Genomic DNA, 13522 nt, shown 5'->3' with positions numbered 1-13522 from the left:
ATCCGTGATGCATATGAGATGTTTTTATAAAATTGCCGTTCAATTTTGTCTTTCTGACGTGTCAGCCCGATGACAAAATTGAAATAGTTTCATTAATGCTGACGCGGGATCGGAAACCCTTTCAGAGAAATAATAAAGCCGTCTTCATCTTTTTTAATTTTTGCACCTGTGTCACACCAATCGGAGGCAATGCGAAAAAACTCATCGCTACCGATATTCCAGTTCAGGCGTACGTGCTTGACGTAGCCGGAACGCAGCATGTCGCAGGCTTCGCTATAGTTGCTGGCTGTAGAGAGTTGTTGTTTCATTTTCTCTTCTTCAGAATTTTACGTAATGCTTTGATTTCTTTAGGGGTTAATGGAGACGCTTCCTCTTCGGTATGCTGGCTATCGATATCTTCTTCCGAAACCCCCGCCTCGTCTGCCGATTCCACTGCCTGAAAGGCCAGGAGTAGCAGTTTCTCCGTAGCCGTTCCTAGATTTTCGTTATTTTCTTCCGCATACTGACGCAGCTTTTCTTTTAACTCGCCATCAATTTTTACGTTCAGAACTACAGTGGTCATAGTCACGCTTCCCGTGAAATAAAATCATCATATAATTAATACACGAAGTTAACATGCTGATCCAGAGATATATTTTTAGCTTATATCTAACAACATTTTCCCATGAATAATCTGCACGTTATATATGACATAAAGATGACATTAATATTTCAGTTAAATTTCAATTTTATGACGTAGCGAATTTTTGGCATAAAAAATAGATGTTTTAGAAACTGAAAAAATACACACTTTATTTGTGGATATTAAATATGAAGGGATCAGCGAAGTCGCTTTTTGGCTGCACAGAGCGCTGGGGGCACGCTGAAATGGGTGGGGGCCCTGCCAGCTACATCCCGGCACACACGTCGTCTGCTCTGGCTGCTTCCTTCCGGACCTGACCTGGTAAACAGAGTAGCGTTGCGGGAGAACCAACAGAGCCCCCATTGAGAGCGCTAGTTACCTAACGCGCTGGCGCATTATCCCTGCTGAACCCCTGAATTGCAAGCCGCCGCCGATTGGGTGCTGGTTTATTGCGCAAAGTCGCGTAGTCAGAGCGATATCGCGGCTTTTTAGCGTAAATTCTCCCGTCCCTGAGAGGAGATTGCGAGCGTACTCTCAGCACAAACGCCTCTCAACATCCATAATGTTCGCTATAAATTGAATGTTTTTTACCATGGTATCTGAATGAGTGAATCACCGCGTTTAATCACTACCCTGGCGATGCCGCCAATCGACGAAGTCACCGTTTCCTTCCGCGGTTTAAACTTTCTGCGCCCGGATCTGCTTCTTGATTTTGTGACCATTAGCCAAAATCCGCTACTTGCCGTCACCCCGGTCGCGCTGCTCTACTCTAGCGTCGGCGTCCTCCAGCACATTGAATTACGTAAACTCCCTATCGAAGTCAGCGGTCGCGTGGTCTATCCAATATCAACGCTTAAGCTTCCGGCCATGCGCGCAAAACTGGTGATCAACGCTCAGTCAAAACGCCTGAAGTTTCTTGAAACCCTGTTGACCAATACGCCGAATGAGAATGTCCATGGCATGCAGGTGCTTGGCCTGGCACTGGAATTTACCGTCATTAAAACGGCTTAAGCCGTTATCTGTACAGCCCGTCGTACAACGATTATCCTGAGCCTTTACCGGCAGCAGGACGTACCATGGATTCTCACGATACTTTTCCGCAGCGAGTCTGGCAGATAGTCGCCTCGATCCCAGAGGGGTACGTTGCTACCTACGGTGACGTTGCTCAGTTGGCTGGTTCACCGCGCGCGGCGCGTCAGGTCGGCGGGGTTTTAAAGCGTCTGCCTGAAGGGTCCCATCTTCCCTGGCATCGGGTCGTCAACCGCCACGGCGATATCTCGCTTACCGGACCAGATCTGCAGCGCCAACGCCAGGCGCTCCTTGCGGAGGGAGTCCAGGTCTCAGGCAGCGGTCATATTGACCTGCAGCATTACCGCTGGATTTATTAAAGGCAAAAAAATGCCCCTGAAAAGGGGCATAGTCGGGGTTATTGCGCGGCGGGAACGTTGGTATTTGCCACCGGTACCGCGGTTTGCTGGACCGGTACCAGCAGCAGGTCGGCGCGATTGCCGCCCTGATTAATCACCGTCTGCACGGTATCGGTAATAAACATCAGCTGACCGTTGACGGTAATCGCTGAACTTAACAGGATGCGTGCATTAGGCTTAATATCCGCCTGGTTGTAAGGCAGAACAAAGTTAAATGGCGCCTGCTTCCCTTCAGTCCTTACCGCTTTTTGCGACAGCACGTGCGCTGGCGCATCGGCCAGGGACGCATCCGACAAGGTTACGGTTAACACCGCATCCGGCGGTAACGCCACGCGCTGTCGAATATTAATGGTCCCGGAAACGTTAGGCTGCTGCTGCGAGGAGCTTAGTGAGGCAATGCCGTAAGGATCGGGCGCAGCCTGGTTCGCTGCATTGCTGCTGTGATTGTTCGCACAGGCAGACAACGTAGCCGCGACGGCTAAGGCACTTAACATATAGGCAAATTTCATTCTTTTCTCCTTTTCATCCCTTCTTTAACAGGAGTACATCCAGCCACAATCGGGGACAGGACATTAGTATCGTAAATAAGTGTGGCACAGATCTCAGATCTCTTCCTGGAAAAGAGCCCATATTCAGATTATTGCACCCATCGGACCACTTGCGATTCCAGGTTATACTTTGCCTCAATAACGCGCTGCGCAAAGCAGTCATCATTGATTGAGGGTCACTATGAGTCAGGCATTAACCAATCTGCTGGCATTGTTAAATCTGGAAAAAATTGAAGAGGGATTGTTTCGCGGTCAGAGCGAGGATCTGGGATTGCGTCAGGTCTTTGGCGGTCAAGTGGTTGGCCAGGCGCTATACGCAGCAAAAGAGACGGTCCCCGCAGAACGCCTGATTCACTCGTTTCACAGCTACTTCCTGCGTCCCGGCGACAGCCAGAAACCCATCATCTATGATGTTGAAGTCCTGCGCGACGGCAATAGCTTCAGCGCCCGCAGGGTGGCGGCGGTTCAAAACGGGAAGCCGATTTTCTATATGACCGCCTCTTTCCAGGCGCCAGAACCCGGCTATGAACATCAAAAAACCATGCCCGCGGCGCCCGCTCCGGACGCCCTCCCCTCCGAAACGGATATCGCCCGCAAACTGGCCCATCTGTTGCCGCCGCAGGTTAAAGAGAAATTTCTCTGCGATAAACCGCTGGAGATTCGCCCGGTCGAATTTCATAACCCCCTGAAAGGCCACGTTGCAGAACCGACGCGTCAGGTTTGGATCCGCGCCAACGGCGCCGTTCCGGAAGATCTCCGCATCCATCAGTATCTGTTAGGCTACGCTTCGGATTTTAACTTCCTGCCCGTCGCCCTGCAGCCGCATGGCGTCGGTTTTCTGGAGCCCGGCATGCAGGTCGCCACCATCGATCACTCAATGTGGTTCCACCGTCCGTTCAATATCAACGACTGGCTGCTTTACAGCGTTGAGAGCACCTCCGCCTCCAGCGCGCGCGGTTTTGTGCGCGGCGAATTCTATACGCAGGACGGCACGCTGGTAGCTTCCACTGTGCAGGAAGGCGTCATGCGTAATCGCAATACATAAAAAAACAGAGCCTCCCCTTGGGGAGGCTCTGCAGCTTCTGGAGATAACGCAATTTATCAGGCGTTGTAGGCGTTTTCGCCGTGGCTGTTTACGTCCAGCCCTTCACGCTCTTGATCTTCCGGTACGCGCAGACCAACGGTCATATCGGCAACTTTGTAACCAATGAAAGCGACAACGCCGGACCAGACAATGGTAATACCGATACTTTCCAGCTGTACCAGAACCTGATGGCCCATGGTGACGCCTTCCGCGTAACCGACACCGCCCAGAGAAGTCGCGGCGAAGATACCGGTCAGGATGCAGCCTACGATACCGCAGACGCCGTGTACGCCAAACACATCGCACGGGTCATCAACGCGCAGCCAGCGTTTCAGTACGGTGACGCCCCACAGACCCGCCAGGCCCGCAGCGATACCGACAATCAGAGAGCCGCCGACGCCGATGTAGCCGCACGCCGGAGTGATGCCGACCAGCCCGGCAATCGCACCTGAACAGGCGCCAAGCAGAGACGGTTTACCGCGGGTTGCCCACTCGCCGAAGGTCCACGCCAGGATTGCTGCCGCCGTTGCCACCACGGTATTTACGAACGCCAGACCGGCAATTTCGTTCGCCGCGCTTGCAGAACCGGCGTTAAAGCCGAACCAGCCAACGTAGAGGATCGCGGTGCCGGTGAATACCATCGGCAGGTTATGCGGTTTGAACGCTTCTTTACCAAAACCAACGCGTTTGCCCATCATATAGGCACCCACCAGACCCGCTACCGCGGCGTTGATGTGAACCACCGTACCGCCGGCGAAATCAAGCGCGCCGTGCGTGGCCAACAGACCGCCGCCCCATACCATGTGCGCAATCGGCACATAAGAGAGCGTCATCCATACCACGACGAAAATCAGTACCGCCGAGAAGCGAATACGTTCCGCCAGCGCACCGACGATCAGACCAACGGTAATACAGGCGAAGGAGCCCTGGAAGGCAACGTGGATATACTGATAGAAGCTTCCCATCAGCGCTTTCAGTTCAATGTTTTTCAACAGTACCCAGTCGAAGTTGCCGAAGAAGCTGCCGCCAGCGCCGAAGGCCAGCGTGTAGCCATAAACCACCCACAGCACGCAGACCAGCGCAAAAGTCACGATCACCTGAGTCAGCATGGAGAGAACGTTTTTACCGCGGATCAGCCCGCCGTAGAACAGCGCGATGCCCGGAATCGACATAAACAGCACCAGCGCGGTGCAAATCATCATAAAAGCATTGTCGGCTTTATCCGCTACCGCCGGTGCGGCCATCGCCAGCCCCGGAAGAAGAGCCAACGCTCCCAGACCTGTTTTCATTGTTGCTATCTTCATTGTTTCGTTCCCCATCACTGTGTGGTCTGAAAGTTACAGTGCCGCTTCGTCAGATTCGCCGGTACGGATGCGAATCACGCGCTGCAGCTCGGCGACAAAGATTTTGCCGTCGCCAATCTTTCCGGTATACGCCGCTTTACTGATGACATCGACGACTTCGTCCAACTGATCGTCGGCAATCGCGACATCAATCTTCACTTTCGGTAGAAAATTGACGCTGTATTCGGCGCCGCGATAGAGCTCCGCGTGGCCTTTCTGACGGCCGAACCCTTTAACTTCAGTGACCGTCAGGCCCTGAATACCCATTGAAGACAATGCTTCACGCACGTCTTCCAGTTTGAATGGTTTGATTACCACCGTAACCAGCTTCATAAGTCCCCTCCAGTCAGAATTCGGTAATGGCCGCAGCTAACACGTATCTACTAAAGCAAGGGCTATGCCAGAAATGAAAAAGGACCGCCAGGCGGCCCTTTTTGAGGGAGAAGGTGAAGAATTCGCTGGAAACGAAGCGGCAAATTGGCTCTTTCGGCTAAAGTTGCACCATTTCAGTGCGCAATGTGTGACGTTTTTGCACCACCTCAGGCCGCGCTATCGCGACTGCCTGATTATGGTGCATCAGGCGATCAGCGACTCTTCCTGCGAGCTGGCCGCCAGCTCTTCGCCAACCAGCTGCAGCTGATACATCTGCCAATAGCGGCCTTTGGCCGCCAGCAGCTGCTGATGGTTTCCGCGCTCTACGGCCTGACCGCGGTGCAGCACCAGGATCGTATCGGCCTCGACGATGGTCGATAAGCGGTGCGCAATCACCACCAGCGTCGTGTGCTCACGCACTCGCGCCAGAGCTTGCTGAATCGCCTGCTCGGTACCGGAATCAATATTGGCCGTCGCCTCATCAAGAATCAGCACCTGCGGCGTATCAACCAGCACCCGCGCCAGCGCCAGCAGCTGTTTCTGACCAACGGAGAGATTATTCCCCTGCTCGCCCAGCAGCGTATAAATCCCCTTTTCCATTTCACGGGCCAGATCTGCCAGCTGGACCGCTTCCAGCGCCTCCCAGACCTGCTCTTCGCTAATGTCGCGACCGAGGGTAACGTTGGCATAGAAGGTATCAGCCAGCACCACCGGATCCTGCTGCACCATCGCAATCCCCTGACGCAGCGCGCTGTGGCTCAAGGAAGAAAGCGGCCGACCGTCGATGCGAATCTCTCCCTGAGTTAACGGGTAGTAGCCCATCATCAGGCTGGCCAGGGTGCTTTTACCGCTCCCGGTATGGCCAACCAGCGCTACAAAGCTGCGGGACGGGATATCGAGATTAATATCCTGCAACACCAGGCTATCGTCGCGGTAGGCAAAAGAGAGATGATCGATGCTAATTGCTCCGCTGCGCAGCGGCTCGCTATCTTCACCCCACGCCTGACGCGGTTTATCCATCAGCTCGAAGACGCGCTCGCCCGCGACGACCGCCTGCTGCAGCATTGACTGCTGGGTGGTCAGCTCGATCAGCGGCTCGTTCAGTCGTCCAAGATAGCTAATAAAGGCGTAGAGCACCCCGACTTCGATCGTTCCGCTACTGCTGAAACCAAACAGCATCAGCAGGCCGCAGAGAATTAATGAAGAGAACAGGCTTAGCAGCGGACGCAGCAGGAAGCCATCAAGACGCAGAGTTTGCATACGCGCCAGATAGTGCGCATAACTGGCCTCGCGCATCCGCTCGCCGAAACGCGCCTGCTGGCGGAACTGCTGGATAACGCCCATGCCGTTAATCACTTCATTAAAACCATCGTTGATATCCGCCAGCCAGGCGCGGACCCGTCTGACGATTGGCGTGCTGTAGCGCTGATAAATCATCATCACGATCAGCACCGCCGGGAAAATAGCGATAGCCACCAGCGCCATCCGCCAGTCAAGGCTGAACATCGCCACCAGCATCGCGCCAATCAAGGCGGCGCTCCGCAGTACGGTGGCCACCACGGTCACGTACAGATCACGAATGACTTCGGTATCGTTGGTCACCCGTGAGATGAGCTGCCCGACCGGCTGCGTATCAAACTCGCTGAGCGGCTGGCGCAGCGCGGCATCCATGACGTCGCTGCGCAGCTGCTGCACCACGCCGACCGCCGCACGATTAAACAGCAACGCCTGGCAGTAATGCAGGCCAGCGGCAAGGAGTTGCAGGCCGATATAGGCTACGGCGAGACCACAAACCAGCTTCAACGGCAGCGAGTTCTTCGCCACCATATTGTCGATGAAATAGCTGATCAGCAGCGGACCGCTGACTTCCGCCACCGCCGCAACCCACATGATGGCAACGGCAATCACCAACGGTTTACGCCACGGGGAGCCGTAGGCCAGCAGGCGCTTTAAGGTCGGCCAGAGTTCAGTGAAACTACGCACCGGTGATCTCCTCATCTTCCAGCGGGACATCATCCAGCGCCGCTTCCAGCTGCTGATAACGGTACATGTCCCGATACCAGCCCGGCTGCGCCGCCAGCGCCTCATGGCGACCGCGCTGGGCAATATGCCCGTGCTGCATTACCAGAATTTCGCTGGCCTCGGTCAACGCCGACAGGCGATGGGCACTAATGATCACCGTCCGCCCTTCTCCCCACTGCCGCAGGTTATGCAAAATCTCGTGCTCTGTTCTACCATCCACCGCCGACAGGGCATCATCAAGGATCAGAATCTCCGCCTCCAGCAGCAGCGCGCGGGCGATGGAAATTCGCTGCTTTTGCCCGCCGGAAAGCATCACGCCACGCTCGCCGACTTCGGTGTTATATCCCTGCGGCAGGCGCAGGATATCCTCATGCACGCTGGCAAGCCGCGCAACGTGCTCGATTTGCTCCTGCGTGGCGTCCGGTTTACCAAGGGCGATGTTGCTGGCGACGGTATCGGAGAACAGGAACGGTGTCTGATTAACCACCGCCAGGCGGGCGCGCCAGCTATCGAGCTGTAGCTGGGTCAGGGGAACGTCGTGGAAGCGGATATCGCCTTCAGTCACGTCAAAGTGGCGCTGAATCAGCGCCAGAATAGTGCTCTTGCCGGAGCCGGTCGGCCCGCAAATCCCCAGCATCTGCCCGGGCTGTAGCGTAAAGTTGACCTTTTCCAGCGAGCTCTTATTCGCCTGTGGGTAGATAAACTCGCGCACGGCGACGCTGAGCGTACCGCGGCCTTCCGGCGTCGGCTCGCTGCCGTCGTTCACCGCCGGCGCCTCTTCCAGCATGGTGCGAATGCGCGCATAGGCCGCGCTACCGCGCTCAACGATGTTAAACATCCACGCCAGCGCCAGCATCGGCCAAATCATCAGGCCAAGGTACATCACAAAGCTGGTGAGCTGTCCAAGGGTCAGGCTGCCCTGGATCACCATCCAACTGCCGCCGCCGATGGCCAGCAGGTTAGCAGTACCGATGGCGATATAAATCGTCGGGTCGAAGCGCGCGTCGATGCGCGCCACGCGCATATTTTTGGCGCCGGTATCCGCGGCATCGGCGGCAAACAGCGCCGACTGTCGATCTTCGAGACCAAAGGCTTTGATCATGCGGATGCTGGTGAGGCTCTCCTGGGTGCGGTCGTTAAGGCTGGAGAACGCCGCCTGAGCGACGCGAAAACGCTCGTGTAATGCATCGCCGTTACGTTTGATCGCCAGCGCCATCAGCGGCATCGGCAGCAGCGCCAGCAGGGTTAACTGCCAGCTGATTTGCGTCGACATCACGATCAGCACCGCGCAGCCCATCACCAGGGAGTCCACCAGCGTTAACACTCCTTCGCCAGCGGCGAATACCACCCGATCCACGTCGTTGGTCGCCCGCGCGATCAGATCGCCGGTACGATGGCGCAGGTAAAAGGCCGGATGCTGGCGGCTGAGCTGGCGATAGAAATCCTCACGCAGTTCGACGGCCAGCTGATAAGAAGCGCCGAAAAGCAGCACCCGCCAGACGTAGCGCAGCAGATATACCATCACCGCAATAACGACCAGCAGGCCAATCCACATCCACACCTTTTCCGCGGTGTAATGTTGTTTTGTGACGCCATCAACCACGATGCCCACCACCTTTGGCGGCACCAGTTGCAGGATGGCAATCACGATCAGCAGAGCAATAGCGCCAAGGTAACGGCGCCACTCCCGGCGGAAATACCAGCTAAGTTGAGCAAATAATCGCAAGCAGTTAAATCCTGAGTGTGTAATTCGTAGCGGCTGATGCCGTTAATCAATCGGCAAGGCTGTCGTGTATTTTATCTGTTCCATGGCAAAACTCGAAGTGACATCCGAGAGCCCCGGTACGCTGTTTACCAGGCGTTTATAAAAATCATCATAGCTTTTCATATCCGCAACCTGGACCCGCAGCAGGTAGTCATACTCCCCCGCCATACGCCAGAAACCGAGAACCTCCGCCATCTGGGTGACCTCGCTGACGAAGCGGCAATACCAGTCGCTACTGTGGTGCTGAGTCTTAATCAGCACAAACGCCGTCAGCCCAAGCCCGACCTTTTCCGCATCCAGCAGAGCGACTCGCCCGCGCAGGATACCTTCGTCTTCCAGACGCTTCAGGCGCTTCCAGCATGGTGTGGTGGTCAGATTAACGGCATCAGCCAGCGCCTGCAAAGAGAGGGTACAGTCGGTTTGCAGTAAAGAAAGCAGCTTACGGTCAATTTTATCTAACATTACTCACCTCAGGAGAAAAATTTACTCCATTAATTGTAATTCAAAGGCTAAATGGCAACAATTTTTCCTTCGAATTCCGCTAAGCTGGGCACAAAATGACAAACAGGAAACCGAGATGAACAGCGCCTGGATAAAACACGCGATTAGTGAAATTAATGCCGATTATCAGCGTTCCGCCGATACGCACCTGATTCGTCTGGCGCTCCCGGAGTTCCCTGGGATCCAGCTCTATCTGAAAGATGAAAGCACCCATCCAACCGGTAGCCTGAAGCATCGTCTGGCCCGCTCGCTGTTCCTCTATGGTCTGTGCAACGGCTGGATTAAAGAAGGGACGACGATTATTGAATCCTCTTCGGGTTCGACCGCCGTCTCCGAAGCCTACTTCGCCCGTCTGTTAGGCCTGCCGTTTATCGCCGTGATGCCTTCCTGTACGGCAAAACGTAAAATTGAACAAATTGAGTTCTACGGCGGCCGCTGTCATTTTGTCGATAGCGCCTGCGAAATCTATGCCGCCTCCGAGACTCTGGCTCGAGAGCTGAACGGGCATTATATGGATCAGTTTACCTTTGCCGAACGGGCGACCGACTGGCGGGGAAATAATAATATCGCCGACAGTATCTTCCGTCAGATGAGCCATGAGCCGCACCCGCAGCCGTCGTATATCGTGATGAGCGCGGGCACCGGCGGTACCTCAGCAACCATTGGCCGCTACATTCGTAGTCAGGGTTACGATACGCAGCTGATGGTGGTTGACCCACAAAACTCAGTGTTTTTGGACTACTGGCAAAGCCGCGACGCCAGCCTGCGCAGCCCGGTCGGTAGCAAAATTGAGGGTATTGGCCGCCCGCGCGTTGAACCTTCATTTATTCCCGATGTGGTCGATGAGATGCTGCGGGTACCGGATGCCGCCAGCGTCGCCACTGCCCTATGGCTGGAAACGCTGCTCGGGCGTAAAGTCGGCGCATCAACCGGCACCAATATGTGGGGCGTACTGCAACTGGCCGTACGGATGCGCCAGGAGGGGCGCAGCGGCTCCCTCGTTACGCTGCTGTGCGACAGCGGCGAACGTTATCTGGAGAGCTACTACAATCCGCAGTGGGTGACGGCCAATATTGGCGATATTTCCCCGTGGCAGGCACAGATCGCCGACATGCTGCGAGCAAAATAAAAAAAGCCAGATATCACAGGATATCTGGCTTGCTGGCAGGGTCTCTTTATTCGGGGGAATAAGGAAGATCAGGATTATCCAGCCAATGAGTCAAAAAGTGGGAAACGGCCTGATGACGGCAGTCGCCAATAACCGGTAGATGCGGAAGTTCATTTTTCAGCTGATGCATCGCATTGCCCATAATCATCCCCCGGCCAACGCTGCCGAGCATTTCCCGATCGTTCATGGCGTCACCGAACGCCATGCAATCCTGCAACGTCAGGCCAAGATGCTGGCTTAGTACCGCCAGAGCCGCTCCTTTGTTACAGCCGCCGGGCAAAACTTCAAGACAATCCATCGCTGAAAAACAGAGATCCGCCCGGCCGCCGAGCGCTTCATTCAGCTGGATCCGCAGCCGCCGCAGATCGTCATGATCGCCGCAGAAGCAGATTTTCGTAACCTGATGCGCCGGCATCCGCTTTGGATCGTACAGCTGGTAACGAAAACCGCTAAAAACGTGCGCTTTCAAAATTTCGGGAATCTCCTGCCCGGTGTACCAGCCGCCGTCGTTGAAGAAATGCATACTGGCCGAGGTTTCCCAGGCGCTGTGCAGCACCTCTTCCGCCACATCGGGGGCCAGATCGCGGCGATACAGCTCTTCGCCCTCCAGAGAGTGAATGCGCGTCCCGTTGCCGGTAATTAAAAACGCATCCAGAGAAAACTCGCCAATAACGTGGCGCATCTCCAGGGCATGACGGCCGGTGGCGAAAGTCAGGGTGATATCGCGCTCGCGCAGACGTTTTAGCGTCGACAGCGTTTTTTCTCCCAGACGATGGTCCGGCATCAGTAGCGTACCGTCCATATCAAATGCAGCCAGTCTTGCCATCTCCTGCTCCCCAATGGTGGTGGATTTTGCTTGTGTTGCAGTATCGCCTGAGATATACGGAAGTAATAGTGAATAGATGAATTTTATTGTTCCGGGTTTACGAATATAGCGCAGGATTAAACAGATATGAGGCTATTAAACCGTCTCCATCAGTACCAGCGGCTCTGGGAACCCTCCTCGGGCGAGCCGCAGCAGGTTACCGTCGGCGAGCTGGCGGGACGCTGCTTTTGCAGCGAACGCCATATCCGTACCCTGCTGCGCCAGGCGCAAGAATCCGGCTGGCTAAGCTGGCAAGCCAGCTCCGGTCGTGGAAAGCGCGGATTGCTTCAGTTTTATAAAGCGCCGGAAACGCTGCGCAACGAAATGATGGAACAGGCGTTGAATAAAGGGCAGCAGCAAAATGCCCTCGAGCTGGCCCAGCTTGCGCCGGTGGAGCTTAAAGCGCTGCTTTCCCCCTTTCTCGGCGGCCAATGGCAGAACGATACGCCAACCCTGCGTATTCCTTATTACCGCCCACTGGAGCCGCTACGCCCGGGTTTTATGCCGGGAAGGGCGGAACAGCACCTGGCCGGGGAGATATTTTCCGGCCTGACCCGATTTGATGCGCGCAGTACCTGTCCAATAGGCGATTTAGCCCATCACTGGGAAGTATCGCCTGACGGTCTGCGCTGGCATTTTTATATTCGTTCAACCTTGTTCTGGCATAACGGCGATCCGATTAAAACCTCTCAGCTACAGCAGCGGCTTTTGATGCTACTGCAGCTACCCTCACTGCGTAAGCTATTCGCCAGTATTAGCGAGATTAACATCCCCCACTCCCAGTGTCTGACTATCACCCTGCATCGCGCCGATTACTGGCTACCGTTCCGCCTTGCCAGCTACTGCAGCGTGCTGGCGCATCCGGACAATTCGGCGATCGGCAGCGGACCATTTCGCCTGAAATTATTTACTCCGGACCTGGTACGGCTGGAAAACCATCAGCGCTATCATCTCACTCACCCGCTGCTGCAGGCCGTGGAATTCTGGATCACGCCGCAGCTGTTCGAGCAGGATCTGGGCACCAGCTGTCGTCATCCGGTACAGATAACCATTGGCGATCCTGACGAGCTGACCAGACTACGTCAGGTCAGCAACAGTATTAGCCTCGGTTTTTGCTATCTAACGCTGCGCCAAAGCCCTCGTCTTAACAAAGCGCAGGCGCAAAGGCTGGTCTCGCTGATTCATCGCTCCACTCTGTTAGAAACCCTACCGCTGGATGAGGATCTGATCGCGCCCAGCAATGAAGTATTGCCGGGCTGGTCTATTCCGCAGGGGCCTGAAAATCATGATACCCCTCTGCCTGAACGGCTTACCCTGCTCTATCATCTTCCCGTAGAGCTACACGCCATGGCGGAGCAGCTTCGGCAACGACTGGCAGAGCTGGGCTGCGAGCTGACGATTATTTTTCATGATGCAAAAAACTGGGATGGCTGCGAGCAGTTTGCGAAAGCAGACCTGATGATGGGCGACCGCCTGATCGGCGAAGCGCCGGTCTATGCTCTGGAGCAGTGGCTACGCTGCGACGCGCTGTGGCCTAATTTGTTGACCGGGGCGCAATATGCACATCTTCAGGCGACGCTGGATGCCGTTCAGGCCCTACCGGACGAGCGCAGCCGCAGCGAAGCTTTGCGCAACGTCTTTGACAGATTGATGGATGATGCCATCATGACCCCACTGTTCAATTATAATTATCGGATCAGCGCACCGCCGGGGGTTAATGGGCTACGACTCAACGCGCGAGGCTGGTTTGACTTCGCCAGCGCCTGGCTACCGGCCTCAGCGCCGTGACAGAGCTGGTGGTCGCG

At 55.3% G+C, this 13522-nt stretch carries 14 protein-coding genes and 1 other RNA gene; 5 read left to right on the top strand and 10 right to left on the bottom strand.

Annotation, left to right across the window (positions count from 1 at the left end):
• Nucleotides 1-92: 92 nt before the first annotated feature.
• The 3 genes from IYV58_RS06360 to ffs form a co-directional block, all read right to left on the bottom strand.
• Nucleotides 93-308: a hypothetical protein gene (locus tag IYV58_RS06360; protein ID WP_004129860.1), complete on the bottom strand. Its 216-nt coding sequence runs from the start codon at nt 306-308 to the stop codon at nt 93-95.
• A complete protein-coding gene (locus tag IYV58_RS06355) occupies nt 305-562 on the bottom strand; it encodes a hypothetical protein (protein WP_004129858.1) in 258 nt (85 codons plus the stop codon). The genes IYV58_RS06360 and IYV58_RS06355 overlap by 4 nt, the downstream gene beginning before the upstream one ends.
• 316 nt (nt 563-878) lie before the next feature.
• An RNA gene (gene ffs, locus IYV58_RS06350) (signal recognition particle sRNA small type) lies at nt 879-975 on the bottom strand.
• A gap of 250 nt (nt 976-1225) precedes the next feature.
• Between ffs and IYV58_RS06345 the strand changes: the two genes are divergently transcribed.
• Both IYV58_RS06345 and IYV58_RS06340 read left to right on the top strand, forming a co-directional pair.
• Nucleotides 1226-1633 carry a hypothetical protein gene (locus tag IYV58_RS06345; protein WP_004129856.1) on the top strand — a complete coding sequence of 136 codons (408 nt, stop codon included), beginning with the start codon at nt 1226-1228 and terminating at the stop codon, nt 1631-1633.
• Nucleotides 1634-1698: 65 nt separating this feature from the next.
• Nucleotides 1699-2010, top strand: a complete 312-nt coding sequence (locus IYV58_RS06340; protein ID WP_004129854.1) for an MGMT family protein — start codon at nt 1699-1701, stop codon at nt 2008-2010.
• Nucleotides 2011-2048: 38 nt separating this feature from the next.
• Here the strand turns inward: IYV58_RS06340 and IYV58_RS06335 are convergent, their stop codons facing one another.
• Nucleotides 2049-2558, bottom strand: coding sequence for a YbaY family lipoprotein (locus IYV58_RS06335; RefSeq protein WP_004129852.1), 510 nt, complete (start codon nt 2556-2558; stop codon nt 2049-2051).
• 220 nt (nt 2559-2778) lie between these two features.
• On the opposite strand from IYV58_RS06335, the gene tesB reads away from it, so the two are divergent.
• A complete protein-coding gene (gene tesB / locus IYV58_RS06330; RefSeq protein ID WP_004129849.1) occupies nt 2779-3642 on the top strand; it encodes an acyl-CoA thioesterase II in 864 nt (287 codons plus the stop codon).
• Nucleotides 3643-3698: 56 nt separating this feature from the next.
• Here the strand turns inward: tesB and amtB are convergent, their stop codons facing one another.
• The 5 genes from amtB to IYV58_RS06305 all read right to left on the bottom strand — a co-directional run bounded on the left by amtB (nt 3699) and on the right by IYV58_RS06305 (nt 9645).
• Entirely contained in the window at nt 3699-4985 is a 1287-nt protein-coding gene (amtB, locus tag IYV58_RS06325) for an ammonium transporter AmtB (protein WP_004129846.1), read from the bottom strand.
• 33 nt (nt 4986-5018) lie between these two features.
• On the bottom strand, nt 5019-5357 hold the full coding sequence (gene glnK, locus IYV58_RS06320; RefSeq protein WP_004099573.1) for a P-II family nitrogen regulator: 339 nt from the start codon (nt 5355-5357) through the stop codon (nt 5019-5021).
• A gap of 243 nt (nt 5358-5600) precedes the next feature.
• A complete protein-coding gene (locus IYV58_RS06315; RefSeq protein WP_049113915.1) occupies nt 5601-7379 on the bottom strand; it encodes a SmdB family multidrug efflux ABC transporter permease/ATP-binding protein in 1779 nt (592 codons plus the stop codon).
• The gene (locus IYV58_RS06310; RefSeq protein WP_049123374.1) at nt 7372-9144 is read right to left on the bottom strand and encodes a SmdA family multidrug ABC transporter permease/ATP-binding protein; all 1773 of its coding nucleotides are present in this window, start codon (nt 9142-9144) and stop codon (nt 7372-7374) included. Before IYV58_RS06310 ends, IYV58_RS06315 begins: the two co-directional genes overlap by 8 nt.
• Nucleotides 9145-9186: 42 nt before the next feature.
• On the bottom strand, nt 9187-9645 hold the full coding sequence (locus IYV58_RS06305) for an Lrp/AsnC family transcriptional regulator (RefSeq protein ID WP_004129831.1): 459 nt from the start codon (nt 9643-9645) through the stop codon (nt 9187-9189).
• Between the two features lie 115 nt (nt 9646-9760).
• On the opposite strand from IYV58_RS06305, the gene IYV58_RS06300 reads away from it, so the two are divergent.
• A complete protein-coding gene (locus IYV58_RS06300; protein ID WP_004129828.1) occupies nt 9761-10813 on the top strand; it encodes a PLP-dependent cysteine synthase family protein in 1053 nt (350 codons plus the stop codon).
• Between the two features lie 46 nt (nt 10814-10859).
• On the opposite strand, the gene cof is transcribed toward IYV58_RS06300, so the two are convergent.
• Complete coding sequence (gene cof, locus IYV58_RS06295) at nt 10860-11678, bottom strand: HMP-PP phosphatase (RefSeq protein WP_195729488.1); 819 nt, start codon at nt 11676-11678, stop codon at nt 10860-10862.
• Between the two features lie 126 nt (nt 11679-11804).
• Between cof and IYV58_RS06290 the strand changes: the two genes are divergently transcribed.
• Nucleotides 11805-13505 carry an SgrR family transcriptional regulator gene (locus tag IYV58_RS06290; protein ID WP_004129822.1) on the top strand — a complete coding sequence of 567 codons (1701 nt, stop codon included), beginning with the start codon at nt 11805-11807 and terminating at the stop codon, nt 13503-13505.
• The last annotated feature ends 17 nt before the right edge of the window (nt 13506-13522 follow it).

The sequence above is a fragment of the Klebsiella sp. BDA134-6 genome, assembly GCF_015601345.1.
GTDB classification, from domain to species: Bacteria; Pseudomonadota; Gammaproteobacteria; order Enterobacterales; family Enterobacteriaceae; genus Klebsiella; species Klebsiella grimontii.
This window is presented reverse-complemented; position numbering and strand designations above follow the sequence as displayed.